Here is a 19879-nt window from a genome sequence, read left to right as displayed (position 1 = left end):
CGCACACCTCGCTGAGCACGTCGTCGAACACCGGGAACGCCTGCGCCAACTCCTCGCCCATGGCCAGGCGTTGGCCACCCTGTCCGGAGAAGACGAACGCGGTGAGTCCGCTCGCGGTCGTTCCCGTGACCACTCCGGGCGCCGAGCCGCCCGCCGCGAGTGCGGCCAGCCCTGCGTGCAAGGTTTCCTGGTCGGAGCCGAGTACCACCGCGCGGTGTTCCAGACCGGCCCGGGTGGTGGCCAGCGAGAGGGCGACATCCACCGGGTTCTGCCCGGTGGGCAGGCCGTTCAGCAGACGGTCGGCCTGCGCGGCGACCCCGGCGGGCGTCTTCGCGGACACCAGCCAGGGGATCACCGGCAGTGCGGCACCGGCGTCGGCGGCCGGCGTGGTGCTCGCCGTGGTGGCCGGGGTTGTGGTCGGCGTGGTGGCCGGGGTGGTGGCCGGCGTGGTGGCCGGGGGCTCGCCGGGCGCCGTGCCATCGGCCGCAGCACCACCGGTCACCACGGCGTCCTCGGCCGGTGGCTCTTCGAGGATCACGTGCGCGTTCGTTCCGCTGATGCCGAACGACGACACCCCGGCGCGCCGCGGCCGGTCCGTACGCGGCCACTCCCGTGCCTCGGCCAGCAGTTGGACCGCCCCTGCCGACCAGTCGACATGTGTGGACGGCGTTCCCACGTGCAGGGTCCTCGGCATCACCTCGTGCTGCATCGCCAGGATGACCTTGATCAGCCCGGCGACGCCCGCCGCGGCCTGGGTGTGCCCGATGTTCGACTTCACCGAGCCGAGCCAGAGCGGCCGGTCCTCGGTGCGCCCCTGCCCGTACGTGGAGAGCAGCGCCTGCGCCTCGATCGGGTCGCCGAGTGTGGTGCCCGTGCCGTGTGCCTCCACCGCGTCCACGTCCGACGCCGACAGACCGGCACTGGCCAGGGCCTGCCGGATCACCCGCTGCTGCGAGGGTCCGTTCGGCGCCGTCAGGCCGTTGGAGGCACCGTCCTGGTTGGTCGCGCTGCCGGAGACCAGGGCCAGGACGCGGTGTCCGTTACGTCGTGCGTCGGACAGCCGCTCCAGTACGAGGACCCCGACGCCCTCCGCCCAGCCCGTGCCGTCCGCGTCGTCCGAGAACGCCTTGCAGCGGCCGTCGGTCGCCAGGCCGTGCTGCCTGCTGAACTGGACGAACGGTGCGGGCGTCGAGATCAGTGTGACGCCACTGGCCAGCGCGAGCGAGCACTCGTCGGCGCGCAGGGCCTGCGCCGCCAGGTGCAGGGCCACCAGGGACGAGGAACAGGCCGTGTCCACCGTCACCGCCGGACCCTCCAGGCCGAGCGTGTAGGCGACGCGGCCGGACAGCACGCTTGCCGCGTTGCCCGTCATGAAGTAACCGTCGGCGCCCTGCGGGCTGCTGAGGAGCAGGCCCCCGTAGTCGGAGCCGTTGCTCCCGGCGAACATGCCGGTGCGGCTGCCTGCCAGCGAGAGCGGGTCGATGCCCGAGCGTTCGGCGGCCTCCCACACGGTCTCCAGGAGCAGTCGCTGCTGCGGATCCATCGAGAGGGCTTCGCGCGGGTTGATTCCGAAGAGCGTGGCGTCGAACTCGCGGACACCACTGACGAATCCGCCCCGTCGGGTGTAGGTGGTTCCCGCCTTGTCGGGGTCGGGGTCGTACACCCCGTCGACGTCCCAGCCGCGGTCGGTGGGGAAGTCGGAGATCGCGTCGGTGCCGTCGGCCAGGAGCCGCCAGAACTCTTCGGGCGAGCCGACACCACCGGGCAGCCGGCAGGCCATCCCGACGACGGCGACCGGGTCGTCCGTCAGCTGGGCGGGCAGGGCCGGGGTGGCGGATGCCTCCGCCACCTCTGGTGCCTCGCCCACGAGTTCATGTCGCAGATGGCGTACCAGTGCGTGCGGTGTGGGGCAGTCGAAGATCAGAGTGGCGGGCAGCCGGAGGCCGGTGACCAGGCCGAGCCGGTTGCGCAGTTCGATCGCGGTGAGCGAGTCGAAACCGATGGCGGAGAACACATGGGTGGGCTCCACGTCGGACGGGGCGGCGAAGCCGAGTACCCCGGCGACGTGTTTCCGTACCAGTTCGAGCAGTTCGCGGTCCCGCTCCGCCTCGGTGAGCGGCGCCAGTCGCGCGGCCAGGCCGTCCGGGGTACCGGCCGGGCTGTCGCCGTCGGCCGCCTCCAGCGCCTTACGGGCTTCCGGGACCCCGTCGAGCAGGGGGCTGCGCCGGGCGGCGGTGAAGGCCGGTGCGTACCGCTCCCAGTCGATTCCCGCGACGGTGAGGGTCGCTTCGCCGTCCGCCACCGCGTGCCGCAGGACCGTGACGGCCGACTCCGGTGCCAGTGAGTGGATTCCGCCCTTGCGCTGCCTGGCCTCGATGGCGGCGCTGTCCGCCATTCCGCTGTCGGCCCACGGCCCCCAGGCGACCGAGGTCGCGGCGAGGCCGTTCGCCCGCCGGTGCTCGGCGAGCGCGTCGAGCACCGCGTTGGCCGCCGCGTAGTTCGCCTGCCCGGGTCCGCCCCACGTTCCGGCGGTGGAGGCGAACATGACGAAGGCGTCGAGAGCGAGACCGCTGGTCAGCTCGTGCAGGACTGTCGCGGCGTGCGCCTTGGGTGCCATGACCCCGGCGATGCGTTCGGGGGTGAGTGCGTCGAGGATTCCGTCGTCGAGTACGCCCGCCGCGTGCACGACCGCCGTGAGCGGGCTCCGCGCGGCCAGCTCGCCGAGCAGTGCGGCGACCTGCTCGCGGTCGGCCATGTCGCAGGCCGCGAGGGTGACTTCGGCGCCGAGTGCCTCCAGCTCCTGCCGGAGCTCCGGGGCGCCCGGTGCTGCGGCGCCGCGCCTGCTGGTCAGTACGACGTGGTCGGCTCCCTGTCCGGCCGCCCAACGCGCCATCCTGGCCCCCAGGGCGCCGGTGCCGCCGGTGATCAGGACCGTGCCCGAAGGGGTCCAGGACGCCTCGGCGCCGGGCTGCCGGGGGGCGCGTACGAGGCGGCGCCCGAAGAGGCCCGACTCGCGGACCGCCAGCTGGTCGTCGGTGCCCGTGGTGAGCGCGTCGACCACACGGCGCGCGGATCGCGCACCGGCCTGGCCGGGTACGTCGACCAGACCGCCCCAGCGGTCCGGATGTTCCAGCCCGGCCACCCTGCCGAGACCCCATACGGCGGCCTGCCCCGGGTGGCTCACTCCGTCCCACTTGGCGACGGACACCGCCCCCGAGGTCAACGCCCAGACCGGAGCAGCCAGTTCGGTGTCGCCGAGCGCCTGGAGCAGTACGGAGGTCAGGCCGACGCCGAGGGAGAGCCCCGGAAGGCCGGTGACCTCGCGGTCCTCCCAGGCCAGCAGCGACACCACACCCGCGACGGCGTCGCCGCCGCCTGTGCCACTTGTGTCCCCTGTGTCACCTGTGCCGTTGATGCCACCTCTGTCGTCCGTGTCCGCGAGGAGCCCGGCCAGCGTGCCGCGTTCCAGGTGGGCCGCGCCGAGCGTCAGCTGCCTGACGGTGGCGCCCCGCCCGGTGAGCTCCGCACCGACCGCGTCCGCCCAGTCCTGCCCGGCTCCGCTCTCCGGCGTCACGACCAGCCAGGTGCCGGTCGCCGGTACCTGCTCCGCCGGGGACAGCGGTGTCCAGGAGACCCGGTAGCGCCAGGTGTCCGTGGTGTTCTGCTCGCGCTGCTCCCTGCGCCACCGCGCCAGTGCGGGCAGCAGCGGGTCGAGTACGGAGCTGTCGGTGTCCAGCGTGCCGGCCAGCGCGGCCGAGTCCTCACGCTCCACCGCCGCCCAGAACTCACTGTCCACCGGGCCGCCGTCCGCCACCGCGACCGCCTCGCCCGGTGCGCCCAACTGCGGCCAGTAGTGCTGACGTTGGAAGGCGTACGTCGGAAGGTCCACGGCCTTCGGGCGGGTACCGCGGAACGCGGCGGCCCAGTCGACGTCGACACCCCTGACCCACAGTTCACCGACTCCGGCCAGGAAGCGGTCCGGACCGCCGTCGTCACGGCGCAGCGACCCGGTCACCGCACCCGGTTCGGCTCCGGACTCCTCCAGCGTCTCCTCGACCGCGGCGGTGAGCACCGGGTGCGAGGAGACCTCCACGAAGGTGCCGTAGCCCTCGCCGGCCAACCGCTCGATCGCGTCGGCGAACCGCACCGGCTCGCGCAGGTTCCGGAACCAGTACGCGCCGTCCATCGTGAGCGGATCGACGAACTCCCCCGTCACCGTGGACAGCAGCGGCACCCGCCCCGCGCGCGGGGTGACTCCGCTCAGTTCCGGGGCCAGCCCATCCTGCAGGACGTCCATCGCGGCCGAGTGCGAGGCGTAGTCCACCGCGATGCGACGCGCCCGGACACCCTGCCGACCACACTCGGCCACCAACTCGTCGACCGCGGTCGCCTCCCCCGAAACCACCACCTGAGAAGGCCCGTTCACCGCAGCCACCGACACCCGGCCCACCCACGCACCGAGCAGCTCCCGGACACGCTCGGCCGACACCCGGACCGACGCCATCGTCCCCTCGACACCGTCCGACCCGACCCCCGCACCAGCCAGCGCCGCGATGGCGGCCGACCGTGCGACCACGATCCGCAGTGCGTCCTCCAGTGACAGCACCCCGGCGACGTACGCCGCGGCGATCTCGCCCTGCGAATGCCCCACCACAGCCGCAGGCTCCACCCCGTACGAACGCCACAACTCCGCCAACGCCACCATCACCACGAACGAAGCAGGCTGCACCACATCCACCCGCTCCAACGACTCACCGCCAGAGACACCCCGCAGCACATCCGTCACCGACCAGCCCACCAGCCCCGCCAACACCCCCTCACAACGCTCCACCATCCCCGCGAACACAGGTGAGGACTCCAGCAACGCCCGGCCCATCCCCGACCACTGCGCCCCCTGCCCGGGGAACACGAACACCGTCCGCCCCACCGGACCCACCACACCCGACACCACACCGGCCGACGGCTCACCCGCCACCAACCCGGCAAGCCCGGACCCGAACCCGCCCACCACCACCGCACGGTGCTCGAACCGCGCACGCGTCGTCGCCAACGACCAACCCACATCCACCGGATCAGCCACATCCACCAGACCGCTCAACGCAGCCGCCTGACCCCGCAGACCAGCCGCACCACGACCCGACAACAACCACGGCACCACCGACGGCTCGTGGGAGACGGAGGCATCCTCCTGTTCGGCCAAGCGCACCTCGGGCACCTCTGCCACCTCGGGCGCCTCTGCCACCTTGGACACCTCGGACACTTCGGGCGCTTGCTCAAGGATCACGTGTGCGTTGGTCCCGCTCATCCCGAAGGCCGATACGGCTGCCCGGCGCGGGCGGCCCTCCTGCGGCCACTCCCGCTCCTCCGCGAGCAGTTCGACCGCGCCGGCCGACCAGTCCACATGCGTGGACGGTGTGCCCACGTGCAGCGACCTGGGCATGACGCCGTGCCGCATCGCCTGGACCATCTTGATCATTCCGGCCACCCCGGCCGCGGCCTGGGAGTGTCCGATGTTCGACTTGACCGAGCCCAGCCACAGCGGCTGCTCGGCAGGACGCTCCTGGCCGTACGTGGCGAGCAGGGCCTGCGCCTCGATCGGGTCACCCAGCGAGGTACCCGTACCGTGCGCCTCCACCACGTCCACGTCCGAAGCCGACAGCCCCGCGTTGGAGAGCGCCTGACGGATCACCCGCTGCTGGGCAGGACCGTTCGGCGCGGTGAGACCGTTGGACGCACCGTCCTGGTTGGTCGCGCTGCCCCGTACGACAGCGAGCACCCGGTGCCCGTTGCGCCGGGCGTCCGACAGGCGTTCGAGGAGCAGCATTCCGGCGCCTTCGGCCCAGCTCGCTCCGTCGGCGTCCGAGGAGAACGGCTTGGAGCGGCCGTCCATGGCGAGCGCGCGCTGGCGGCTGAACTCGACCAGCGAGATCGGGGTGGACATGACGGTCACACCACCGGCGAGCGCCATGGAGCAGTCCCCCTCGCGCAGCGCCTGGCACGCGGAGTGCAGAGCGACCAGCGACGAGGAGCAGGCGGTGTCGATGGTGAGCGCGGGGCCTTCGAGACCGAAGGTGTACGAGACGCGGCCGGACAGCACGCTGGGCGAGTTGCCGGTGCCGAGGAAGCCCTCGAAGTTGTCCTTGGCGACCGCGAGCAGGCCGCCGTAGTCCTGGTAGGTCACGCCCGCGAACACGCCGGTCCGGCTGCCGCGCATCGTGTGGGCGTCGAGCCCGGCCTGTTCCATCGCCTCCCAGCTGATCTCCAGGAGCAGCCGCTGCTGGGGGTCCATGGCGACGGCCTCACGCGGGCTGATACCGAAGAAGGTCGCGTCGAACTGGCCCGCGTCGTGCAGGAATCCGCCCTCGTGGACGTAGCACGTGCCGGGGTTGTCGGGGTCCGGGTCGTACAGCGCGTCGAGGTCCCAGCCGCGGTCGGTCGGGAATCCGGAGATCGCGTCGGTGCCCTCGGCGACCAGCTGCCACAGCTCGTCCGCGCTCCGCACCCCGCCCGGGTACCGGCAGCTCATGCCTATGATGGCGATCGGTTCGTCGAGAGCCCCGGCGAGCCGGGCGGTCGGGGCGGCGGACGCCGGGGACTCGCCGAGCAGTTCCGCCCGCAGATGTGCGATCAGGGCGCGCGGTGTCGGGTAGTCGAACACGAGCGTCGCTGCGAGCCGCAGGCCGGTCTCCTCTTCGAGCGCCTGGCGCAGTTCGACCGCGGTGAGCGAGGTGAAGCCGAGGTCGCGGAAGGCGAGGTCCTCGTTCATCGCCTGCGTCCTGGGCTGGTCGAGCACCATGGCCGCGCGGCGGCCGATCATCTCCAGGAGCATGCTGTGCTGTTCGTCCGCCGACTGTGCGGCGAGCTGTCGGCGCAGCGCGTTCCCTCCGCCGGACACCGCAGCCGCCGCCTTGCGCCGTACGCGCGCCGGACGGGCTGGGCTCGCCGCGGGTGTTGCTCCTCCCTCCGGCGTAAGTACGGCCTCGGCAAGGGGTGTTGCCGATTCATTCTCCGTACGTGCCGCTTCCGATGGAGGTGTTGCTGCCGTGTCCGGTGTGAGTGCGTCCCCCGCGGACGGGCGCAGGATCAGTGAGTCGGCGGTGAGTACGAGCTCGCCCGAGGTGTCGGCGACGGTGACGGAGTAACTGCCGACCGCCTCACCGGGTGCCAGCGCGACGCGGAGCACGGCCGCACCGGTCGCGTGCAGGGTCACCCCGTTCCAGCAGAACGGCAGCCGCGCGGCCCCGGCAGCCGCCTCGTCGAAGGACAACGCCTGGAGTGCGGCGTCGAGTGCGGCCGGGTGCAGACCGAACCGGTCGGCCTCGCTGCGGAATTCATCGCCCAGGGCGACCTCGGCGAAGAGTCCGGCGCCCTTGCGCCACACCGAGGTCAGTCCCTGGAAGATCTCGCCGTATCCGTATCCGGCCGCTGCGCGGGCCGGGTAGTAGCCGTCGATGTCCACGGGGGTGGCCCCGGCCGGGGGCCAGACGGTGAGTGCGTCGTGGGCCGCTCCGGCCGCGGCGGCGAGTACACCGCTCGCGTGCCGGATCCAGGCCGGTTCGCCCTCGCCGCGGGAGCTGATGCCGAAGTACCGGTTTCCGTTCTCGTCCGCCGGGTCGACGACGATCTGCAGCTGGACCGCCCGCTCCGCCGAGAGGACCAGCGGCGCTTCGAGGATCAGTTCATCGACCCGGTCGCAGGCCAGTTGGTCTCCGGCGCGGACGGCCAGTTCCACGTATGCGGTGCCGGGGAAGACGGTGTCGCCTGCCACCTGGTGTCCGGCGAGCCAGGGATGGCTGCGGGTGGAGATCCTGCCGGTGAACACATGGCCACCACCGTCGGCCAGCTCCACCACGGCACCCAGCAACGGGTGCTGCAGCGGGTCGGCCCCGATGGCGCCCACGTGCAGCGGGCCGCTGGCTCCTTCCAGCCAGTAGCGCCGGCGCTGGAACGCGTAGGTCGGCAGGTCGGTGACGCGCGCACCGGCCGGGGCGTAGAAGAGGCTCCAGTCGACGGGGCAGCCGTCGGCCCACAGCCGGGCCAGGGCGGTGACCGCGGTCACCGGTTCGGAACGGTCGCGGCGCAGCAACGAGGTGGCGCGGACCGCGTCGTCGCAGGTCTCGCCGATGGCGCCGACGAGGCTCGCGTCCGGGCCGAGTTCCACGAAGCGGGTGACACCGAGGGACTTCAGCCGCGTGACGGCGTCGCCGAACGCGACGGTGCCACGGACCTGGTCCACCCAGTACCGCGCGGTGAACTCCTCGACCGGCTCGCCCGTGAGCGTGGAGACGATCGGGATGCGGGGCCGCGCGTAGGTGACGCTTGCCGCGGCGATGCCGAAGTCCTTGAGCATGGGGTCCATCAGGGCCGAGTGGAAGGCATGGCTGACGTCCAGCCATCGGCCCCGCCGGTCGGAGAGTGTGGCGGCGACCGTCTCCACGGCCGTCCGCGTACCGGAGACCACCACCTGGCCGGGGGCGTTGACGGCTGCGATCGACGCACCGTCGACCAGCAGCGGAGCGACCTCGTCGACAGTGGCCCGTACGGCCCACATCGCACCGCCCGCCGGCAACGCCTGCATCAGGCTTGCCCGCGCGACCACCAGCCGGCAGGCGTCCTCCAGGGACATGACCCCCGCGATGTGGGCGGCGGCCAGCTCGCCCACCGAATGGCCCACCAGGTGGTCGGGGCGCACACCCCAGGACTCCATCAGGCGGAACAGCGCCACCTCGACGGCGAAGAGCGCGGGCTGTGCCCACCCCGTCCGCCGCAGCGCGTCCCCGTCCTCGTACATCACCTCACGCAACGAGCGGTCGAGCAGCGCGTCGAAATGCCCGCACACCTCGTCCAGAGCGTGTCCGAAGACCGGGTAGGCCTGCGCCAACTCCTCTCCCATGCCCAGGCGTTGACCACCCTGACCGGAGAAGACGAAGCCGGTGAGACCGGCACTCACGACACCCGACACGACACCGGGCGACGGTTCACCGGCCGCGAGTGCCCGCAGTTGCGCGCGCAGTTCGTCGGCGTGTGAGTCGCCGTTGGAGCCGGAGCCGGAGCCCGCATCGGAGCTGGAGCCTGATCCGGATCCGGAGCCGAGCACCACCGCCCGGTGTTCCAGTGCGGTACGGGTCGTTGCGAGGGAGAGGCCCACGTCCTCCGGCCGCACACCGGCGGCCGGGTCGGCGGGGCCGGAGGCCAGCCGGTCCGCCTGCGCCGCCACCCCCTCCGGTGATCTCGCGGACACGATCCACGGCACCACCGGCAAGGTCACCGGCGCCGCCTCCGGGCCGTGCGCGGTGGCGGCAGCGGCCTCCGGTCCGGCCTCCGCTGCGGGTGCCTCTTCGATGATCACGTGTGCGTTGGTGCCACTGACGCCGAACGCCGAGACGCCCGCCCGGCGCGGCCGGTCCGTCCCCGGCCAGGCACGCTCGTCGGCAAGCAGTTCCACCGCACCCGCCGACCAGTCCACGTGCGACGACGGCACACCCGCATGCAACGACTTCGGCAGCACCTCGTGCTGCATGGCCAGGACCATCTTGATCAGCCCGGCGGCCCCGGCAGCGGCCTGGGTGTGACCGATGTTCGACTTCACCGACCCCAGCCACAGCGGCTCACCGTCCCGGCGTTCCTGCCCGTAGGTGGCCAGCAACGCCTGCGCCTCGATCGGGTCACCCAACGACGTACCCGTGCCGTGCGCCTCCACCGCGTCCACGTCCGACGCCGACAGACCGGCATCAGCCAGGGCCTGCCGGATCACCCGCTGCTGGGAGGGGCCGTTGGGCGCGGTGAGACCGTTGGACGCACCGTCCTGATTGACCGCACTGCCCCGCACCACAGCCAGTACGGGATGCCCGTTGCGCCGCGCGTCCGACAGCCGCTCCACCAGGAGCAGGCCGATGCCCTCGCTCCATCCGGTGCCGTCCGCGTCGTCCGAGAAGGGCTTGCACCGGCCGTCGGCGGCCAGACCGCCCTGCCGGGCGAAGTCGACGAACGCGTCGGGGGCGCCGATGACCGTGACTCCCCCGGCCAGCGCGAGCGAGCACTCGCCGGACCGCAGCGACTGCACCGCGAGGTGCAGCGCCACCAGGGACGACGAACACGCGGTGTCCACCGTGACGGCCGGGCCCTCGAAGCCCAGGGCGTACGACACCCGGCCCGACAGGACGCTGCCCGAGTTCCCGGTGATCAGGTGTCCGCCCACCTCGTCGGGTACGTCGTGCACGTTGCTCAGGTAGCCGGAGCTGCCCGCGCCGACGAAGACGCCGACCCGGTCGCCCTTCAGGGACAGCGGCGCGATCCCGGCGCGTTCCAGGGCCTCCCAGGAGACTTCGAGGAGCAGGCGCTGCTGCGGGTCCATCGCCAGCGCCTCACGCGGCGAGATCCCGAAGAGCGCGGCGTCGAACTCGGCGGCGTCGGCGAGGAAGCCGCCCGTGCGGGCGAACGTTCCGGTCTGCGACGGCGTACCGGTGGTGTCGAGGCCGTCGAGGTCCCAGCCGCGGTCGGTCGGGAACGGTGTGATGGCGTCGGCCTGCCCGGCGAGCAGTCGCCACAGCGCCTCCGGGTCCGTGGCGCCGCCGGGGAATCGGCACCCCATCGCGACGAGTGCGATCGGTTCGTCGACGGCCGCCCGGCCGGGCTCCTGCAGTGCGGGGAGCCGTTCCGTACCGAGTACCTGGTCGACGAGGTGCTCGGTGAGCACCGCAGCGGTCGGGTAGTCGAACACCAGCGTGGCGGCGAGCTGCAGCCCGGTGGCCACGACCAACCGGTCGCGGAATTCGACCGCGGTGAGGGAGTCGAATCCGAGGTCACGGAATGCGCGATCCGGCTCGATCGCGGCGGATCCGGTGTGTCCGAGCGCCGATGCGGCCTCACCTCGTACGAGTTCGAGGAGCAACCGTCGGCGGTCCCGGCCGTCGAGCGTACGAAGCCGGGCGCAGAGCGCCGACCCCGCGTCGTCGCTGTCCGGCTCGGCGGGTCCCGCCGACTCGATGTGCCGCGCGGCGAACTCACCGAGCAGCACGCTGGGGCGCCGCACGGTGAACGTCGGCAGGAACCGGCTCCACTCCACATCGGCGACCGACACACACGGGTCGCTGCCGGTCAGTGCCAGCTCCAGCCCGGTCATCGCGTCTTCCGGCACGAGAGACAGCAGGCCGCGGCGGCGCAGGTCCTGCTCGGCGCCTTCCAGTGCGGCCATCCCGCCGCCGGACCACGGCCCCCAGGCGATCGACGTGGCAGGCAAGCCCTGCGCGTGCCGGCGGGTCGCGAGAGCGTCGAGGAAGGCGTTGGCCGCCGCGTACCCGCTCTGGCCGCCACTGCCCCAGGTGGCGGCGACGGAGGAGTACAGCACGAACGCGTCGAGGTCGCGGCCCTCGAGCAGCGCGTCGAGGTTCACCGCGCCCGCGACCTTCGCACCGGTCATCTCGGCCAGCTCGGCCACGTGGGACTCACGCAGCGGCGAGGACTGGGTCAGGCCGGCGGTGTGGAAGACGGAACTGATCCGGTGCCCGCCGGACTCGATCCGCGCCACTGCGTCCGCGAGGCTTGCCCGGTCGGCGATGTCGCAGACGGCGAAGGTGACTTCGGCGCCCCGGGACATCAGCTCGTCGCGCAGTTCGGCGGCGTCAGGAGCCTCGATGCCCCGACGGCTCAGCAGGGCCACCCTCCCGGCGCCCCGCTCGACTGCCCAGCGGGCCACGCGGGCGCCCAGGGCGCCGGTTCCACCGGTGACCAGGACCGTTCCGGCCGGTTTCCACGGGGGCCGTACGGAGGTCTCCTGGGGCGCGACCACCAGGCGGCGCCCGAGCACCGCCCCTGCGCGGAGGGCCAGTTGGTCCTCACTGCCGGCGCCACCGGCCAGTACGTCCACCAGCCGGGCAACTGCTCCGTCCCCGGGACGGGCCGGTACGTCGACCAGGCCACCCCAGCGGTCCGGCTCTTCGAGGGCGACCACCCGGCCCAGTCCCCATACGGCCGCGCGGCCGGGGTGCGACAGCACGTCGCCGGGGCCCGTACCGACCGCGCCGGAGGTCACCGCCCAGATGCGGGAGTCCGGGCTCGTGTCGCCCAGCGCCTGCACCAGGACGGTTGTCGCGACGAGCCCCAGCGCCAGGCCGGGGTGGTCGGCGTGATCCGTGTCGTCCTGGCCGAGGAAGGACACCACCCGGCCGCAGTCCTCGAACGCGGCGAGACGCGCGGCCAGCACGTCCCGGTCCAGATCGGTGGCACCCAGCCGGAGGCGGTGCACCTGTACGCCACGGGTGGTCAGAGCGTCGGTGAGTGCTTGGGGCCACAGGTCCTCGGCCGACTCGGCATCCCCTGCCGTGTCCGGCTCGACGATCAGCCAACTACCCCTGATGTGCGTGGTCTTGACGGGTCCGGTGGGTGTCCAGGTGATCCGGTACGTCAGCCCGTCGACGCTCGCAGCGTGTTCCCGGCGGCGCTGCCAGGCGTCGAGCGCAGACATCACGTCGCCCAGCGGGGCGTCGGCCTCGACGTCGAGCGCGGTGGTGAAGGTGCCGAGGTCCCCTCGCGCGACGAGATCCCAGAAGGGGGCATCGGTCCGGTTGAGAGCGGAGTCGGGCGTGGGCACCTGCGGCCGGGATCGCGGCCAGTAGCGCTGGTGTTGGAAGGCGTACGTGGGGAGCTCGGTGCGGCGGGCACCGGTCGGGGCGTAGAACGCCTGCCAGTCGACCGTGCAGCCGTCCGCCCACAACCGGGCGAGCGCCGTGACAGCAGTAGCCGGCTCGGAACGCTTGCGGTGCAGCAACGGCACGGTCAGCGCGCCGTGCCCGCATGTCTCACCGGTCGCGCCCACGAGACTCGCATCAGGACCCACCTCTACGAACCGGGTCACGCCCAGGGCCTGGAGTCGGGTCACGGCATCCGCGAACCTGACCGTGCCCCGTACCTGATCCACCCAGTACTGGCCGGTGAACTCCTCCACCGGCTCACCCGTCAGGGTCGACACCACCGGGATCTGCGGGCGGCCCGTCGCGATTCCTGAGGCCGCTTCGCCGAACGCCTTCAGCATCGGATCCATCAGGACCGAATGGAACGCGTGGCTGACCTCCAGCCAACGTCCGTCCCGGCCGGGGAGAGCTGCGGCAACGGACTCGACGGCCGCGCGCTCGCCGGACAGCACCACCTGGCCGGGAGCGTTCACCGCCGCGATGGACACACCGTCGACAAGGAGCGGCGTGATCTCCTCCGTGGACGCCCGCACGGCCCACATCGCACCGCCTTCCGGCAGGGCCTGCATCAGCTGGGCCCGCGCGGCCACCAGACGGCACGCATCTTCCAGCGACAGCACGCCCGCCACATGGGCGGCAGCCAACTCGCCCACCGAATGGCCCAGCACGTAATCCGGGACCAGGCCCCACGACTCGGCCAGCCGGAAGAGAGCTACCTCGACGGCGAACAGCGCGGGCTGCGCCCAACCCGTACGCCCCAACGCCTCCCCATCCTCGAACATCACCTCACGCAACGGACGGTCGAGCAGCGAATCGAAATGCCCGCACACCTCATCGAGCGCTTGCTCGAAGACCGGGAAGGCATCGGCCAACTCCCGGCCCATTCCCATTCGTTGGCCGCCCTGCCCGGAGAAGACAAACCCGGTGAGACCAGAACCCGCGACTCCGGACACCACACCCGGCGAGGACTCACCAGCAGCCAACCCACTCAACCCGGAACGCAGCTCCGCCACATCCGAACCGAGCACCACCGCACGATGCTCCAACGCGGTACGCATCGTCGCCAACGAGAAACCGACGTCCGGACCGGACGAGCCGTCCACGCCGACGGACAGCCGCGCCGCCTGCGCGCGGACACCCTCGGAGGTCTTCGCCGATATGAGCCACGGCATCACGGGCAGGGGAACGGGGGCTGTTTCCGGCTCCCCCTGTCCGGCGGGCAGCTCGGGCGGCTCCTCGATGATCAGGTGCGCGTTGGTGCCACTGACGCCGAACGCCGAGACGCCCGCGCGGCGCGGCCGGTCCGTCCCCGGCCAGGCATGCTCGTCGGCGAGCAGCTCCACCGCACCCGCCGACCAGTCCACGTGCGACGACGGCGTACCGGCGTAGAGCGACTTGGGCAACACCTCGTGCTGCATCGCAAGAACCATCTTGATGACTCCGGCGACGCCTGCGGCGGCTTGGGTGTGGCCGATGTTCGACTTGATCGACCCCAGCCACAACGGCTCACCGTCCTGCCGGCCCTGGCCGTACGTGGCGAGCAGCGCCTGCGCCTCGATCGGGTCGCCCAGAGAGGTACCCGTGCCGTGCGCCTCCACCGCGTCCACGTCCGCCGCCGACAGACCGGCATCGGCCAGAGCCTGCCGGATCACCCGCTGCTGGGAGGGGCCGTTGGGCGCGGTGAGACCGTTGGACGCGCCGTCCTGATTGACCGCGCTGCCCCGCAGCACAGCCAGTACGGGATGCCCGTTGCGCCGCGCGTCCGACAACCGCTCCAGTACGAGAACGCCGGCACCCTCACCCCAGCCCGTACCGTCCGCATCGTCCGAGAACGCCTTGCACCGTCCGTCACCGGCCAGGCCGCCCTGCCGGGCGAACTCCACGAAAGCGCCCGGCGTCGACATCACCGTCACACCACCGGCCAACGCCAGCGAACACTCCCCCGAACGCAACGACTGCGCCGCCAGATGCATCGCCACCAGAGACGACGAACACGCCGTATCCACCGTCACCGCAGGACCCTCAAGGCCCAACGCATACGACACCCGGCCGGAGAGCACACTTCCCGAACTCCCGGTGCTCCCGTATCCGTCCGGCTCCTCACCGGACATGGCCAGCAGGGCCGGGTAGTCCTGGCCGTTCGTTCCCGCGAACACGCCAACCGGTCGTCCGCGCAGGGACATCGGGCCTATCCCCGCACGCTCCAGGGACTCCCACGCCACCTCGAGCAGAAGACGCTGCTGCGGATCCATCGCCAACGCCTCACGCGGCGAAATCCCGAACAGACCAGCATCGAAGTCCGCCGCACCCTCCACGAAACCACCCACCGGCGCAAAGTCCCCACCAGCCTCCCAACCCCGGTCCACCGGGAAACCACCCATGGCATCGACCCCACCCGACACCAACCCCCACAAACCCTCCGGAGAAACCACCCCACCAGGGAATCGGCACCCCATCCCCACCACCACGACCGGATCCTCCACACCAGCCACCACCACCGGCGGAACCAGCACACCCGACGAAGCGACGCCCTCACTCCCGAACAACTCGCCGATCAAGAAATCAGCCAGCGCCTCCACCGACGGATAGTCGAACACCACCGTCGACGCCAACTTCAATCCGGAAATTATGGCCAGCCCGTTGCGCAGCTCGACGGCCATCAACGAGTCCACGCCCAGGTCGCGGAAGGCTGTGGAGATCTCCACTGCGCCGGCGTCCGCGAAGCCCAGCACCGCCGCCAACTGCTTGCGCACCAAATCCCGTACAGCAGAACGTCGTGCGGTGGCCGACGCTCCGGCCAGGCGGTCTCGTAGCCCGTCCTTCTCCGGAGCAGCCTCGATAGCGGGGAGGGTGCGTGATGGTGCGACCTCGTCCCAGAACCGGTTCTCCCGCACCGCCGTCATCACCGGAACAAACCGACCCCAGTCAACATCCACCACCGTCACACAACCCGACACCGACTCCAACACACCCAACGCCACCCCAGGATCCAACGCCACCACACCACCACGACCCGCACGCTCCAACACACCACCACCAGCCATACCCCCCTCAGCCCACGGACCCCACGCCACCGACGCACCCACCAACCCCCGAGAACAACGCCACTCCACCAACGCATCCAACGCCGCATTCGCCGCCGCATAACCACCCTGACCCACACCACCCCACACACCAGCCGCAGACGAAAACAACACAAACGCATCCAACGACCGACCCTCCACCACCCGATGCAAATTCCACGCACCACCCGCCTTACCACCCCACACACCACCCAACCCACCACCAGACAAACCACCCACCACACCATCATCCAAAACACCCGCCACATGCACCACAGCCGACACATCAAACCGCTCAAACAAACCCTCCACCTCACCCAACACACCCACATCACACGCCACCACATCCACCACAGCCCCCAACCCCACCAACTCATCCCGCAACCCCACCGCACCCACAGCACCCAACCCACCACGACTCACCAACACCACACGACCAGCACCCCGACCCACCACCCAACGCGCCACCCGACCACCCAACACACCCGTCCCACCCGTCACCAACACCGTCCCCGAAAACCCACCAGACCCCAACCCCGGCACAGGCGAGGGACCAGACGGAACCGCAGGAACCAGACGACGACCGAACACACCACCACCACGCACCGCCAACTCACCCTCACCCACCACACCACCCGCCAACACATCCACCAAACGCCCCACCACACCACCACCAACCACACCACCATCCACAACCTCAGGAACATCAACCAACCCACCCCAACAACCCGGCTCCTCCAACGCCACCACACGACCCAAACCCCACACACCCGCCCTCACCGGACGCAACACCACATCACCACCACCCACACCCACCGCACCCGACGTCACCACCCACACACCACCAACCCCACCCACATCACCCCACGCCTGCACCAACACCGCCGACCCCACCAACCCCACCGGCACACCCGAACCACTCACATCACCCGAACCAGCCGAACCAGCCACGTCACCCGCATCACCCGCGTCACCCGCATACGCCGACTCACCCTGACCCAAAAACGACACCACCCGCCCACAACCCGCAAACCCAGCCAACAACCCCGCCAACACCCCACGATCCACATCACCCACACCCACCACCAACCGACTCACCCGCGCCCCACGAGACACCAACTCCCCAGCCAACAACCCCGGCCAAGGATCCCCACCACCCTCGAACTCCACCAACAACCACTCACCCGAAACATCCCGATCGGAACTCACACCCACCGGAGTCCACGAGACCTCGTACTTCAGCCGGTCCACCGCCGCACGCTCCTGGCGACGCTTACGCCACGCGGAAAGCGCCGGAAGCGCTTCGCTCAGCGAAGACCCTGCCCCCAGCCCGAGCTCTGCGGCAAACAGATCGGCATCACCCCGCTCGACCGCCTCCCATATCTCGGCGTCGGCACCCACACCAAGCTCCGCCAGGGCAGCGGGCTTCACACGCGGCCAGTAACGCTCACGCTGGAAGACATACGTCGGCAGATCGACGGCGACCGCACCCGTGGGCGCGTAGAACCCCTGCCAGTCCACCGGACAACCGTCCGCCCACAACCGGGCCAACCCCGTCACCGCAGTCAGCGGCTCCGAACGCTTACGGTGCAACAGCGGCACCGCAAGCACGTCATCACCACAGGTCTCACCGACCGCGCCCACCAGACTCGCGTCAGGACCAACCTCCACGAACCGGGACACACCCAGGGCCTGAAGCCGGGTCACCGCATCCGCGAACCTGACCGTCCCACGCACCTGATCCACCCAATACCGCCCCGTGAACTCCTCCACCAACTCACCCGTAAGCGTCGAGACCACAGGGATCTGCGGGCGATGCATCTCCATGCCAGAGGCCACATCCCCGAACGCCTCCAACATCGGATCCATCAGGACCGAATGGAACGCGTGACTCACCTCCAACCAGCGCCCCTCACGGCCGGACAGAGACGCAGCGACGGACTCAACAGCCGTACGCTCGCCCGACAGAACCACCTGGCCAGGAGCGTTCACCGCAGCGATGGACACACCCTCGACCAGAAGCGGCGTGACCTCCTCCGCAGACGCCCGCACCGCCCACATCACACCCCCCTCAGGCAACGCCTCCATCAACCCGGCACGCGCCGCCACCAAACGACACGCATCCCCCAGAGACAACACACCCGCCACATACGCAGCAGCCAACTCACCCACCGAATGACCCACCACATAATCCGGCCGCACACCCCACGACTCCACCAGCCGGAACAACGCCACCTCGATAGCGAACAGCGCAGGCTGCGCCCAACCCGTCCGCCCCAACGCCACCCCGTCCCCGAACATCACCTCACGCAGCGGACGGTCGAGCAGCACGTCGAAATGCCCACACACCTCACCCAACACAGCACCGAACAACGGGAACGCCTCAGCCAACTCCCGCCCCATACCGACCCGCTGCCCACCCTGACCCGAGAAGACGAACCCGGTCAGTCCCTCACGTACCGTTCCTGAGATTCCGGTCCCAGCCGATGCCGTGCCCTCGGCCAGTTCCCGGAGTCCGGAGCGCAGTTCTTCCGTGTTCGTGCCGAGTACGACGGCACGGTGTTCAAGGCCCGAGCGGGTCGTCGCCAGTGACAGGCCCACGTCCACGCCCGCAGCTCCCCGCACCGCGGAGGCCAGCCGGGCCGCCTGTGCGGGCACAGCTGCGGCGGTCTTCGCCGAGACCAGCCACGGGATCACCGGCAACGCGACACCGGGGACAGCAGCCTCCGGTGCGTCGGCAGCCGCGTCCTCGTCGTCGGGTGTCCCGATCGGAGGTGCTTCTTCGATGATCACGTGTGCGTTGGTGCCGCTGACGCCGAACGCGGACACACCGGCCCGCCGCGGCCGGTCCGTCTCCGGCCAGGCCCGACCCTCGGCGAGCAGTTCCACCGCGCCAGCCGACCAGTCCACGTGCGACGACGGCATACCCACATGCAGCGACTTGGGCATGGCCCCGTGGCGCATCGCCTGCACCATCTTGATGACCCCGGCCACACCCGCCGCAGCCTGGGTGTGACCGATGTTCGACTTCACCGAACCCAGCCACAACGGCTCACCGTCCCGGCGGTCCTGGCCGTATGTGGCGAGCAGCGCCTGCGCTTCGATCGGGTCACCCAACGACGTACCCGTACCGTGCGCCTCCACCACATCCACATCGGAGGCCGACAGCCGGGCGCTAGACAGGGCCTGGCGGATCACTCGCTGCTGCGAGGGACCGTTCGGCGCCGTCAGACCGTTGGACGCACCGTCCTGGTTGACCGCCGAGCCTCTGACGACTGCCAGCACCCGCCGGCCATGACGCCGCGCGTCGGACAGCCGCTCCAGTACGAGAACGCCCACGCCCTCGCCCCAGCCCGTACCGTCCGCATCGTCCGAGAACGCCTTGCACCGGCCGTCCGTGGACAGGCCGCCCTGCCGGGCGAATTCGACGAAGGCCGCCGGTGTCGACATCACCGTCACACCACCGGCCACGGCGAGAGAGCACTCGCCGGAGCGCAGCGACTGTACGGCCATGTGCAGCGCCACCAGGGACGAGGAACATGCGGTGTCCACGGTGACCGCCGGGCCCTCAAGGCCCAGCGCGTACGAGACCCGGCCGGACAGGACGCTGCCCGAACTGCCGGTCATCACATAGCCGTCGACGCCGTCGGCAGCCGACAGACGGGTGTCGTATCCGGACGGAGAGCCGCCCACGAAGACACCGACACGGTCGCCCTTCAGGGACAGCGGTGCGATTCCGGCGTGCTCCAGCGCCTCCCAGGAGCACTCCAGAAGCAGGCGCTGCTGGGGGTCCATGGCCAGGGCCTCGCGGGGCGCGATACCGAAGAGCCCGGCGTCGAAGTCGGCGACGTCGTGAACGAATCCGCCCCGGGTCGATGCGTCGACGCCCGGCAGTCCGGTGAGGTCCCAGCCGCGGTCCAGCGGTACCGCACCGAGGGCGTCGACGCCACCGTCGACAAGCTCCCACAGGTCGTCCGCGGAACGGACGCCGCCCGGGAAACGGCAGTTCATCGCCACGATCGCGATGGGTTCCCGGGCCGCGTCCTCCACCTCACGAAGACGCTGGCGCGTCTCGTGAAGGTCGGCCGTTGTCCACTTGAGGTAGTCGCGAAGCTTGTCCTCGTTCAC

Annotated in this window: 1 protein-coding gene (only partly in view); it reads right to left on the bottom strand. The window is 70.9% G+C overall.

Translation table 11 applies throughout. The features are described 5' to 3' along the window. Positions 1–19879 carry the 5' portion of a type I polyketide synthase gene (locus OG709_RS28430; protein ID WP_329168072.1) on the bottom strand. Its footprint begins 4847 nt before the window's first position, so 19879 of the gene's 24726 nt are visible here — the first part of the coding sequence; the start codon lies at positions 19877–19879; its stop codon lies off the left edge, out of view.

Source organism: Streptomyces sp. NBC_01267 (assembly GCF_036241575.1).
GTDB lineage: Bacteria > Actinomycetota > Actinomycetes > Streptomycetales > Streptomycetaceae > Streptomyces.
Note: the sequence above shows the minus strand (reverse complement) of the source record. Positions and strands in the feature narration are given on the sequence as shown.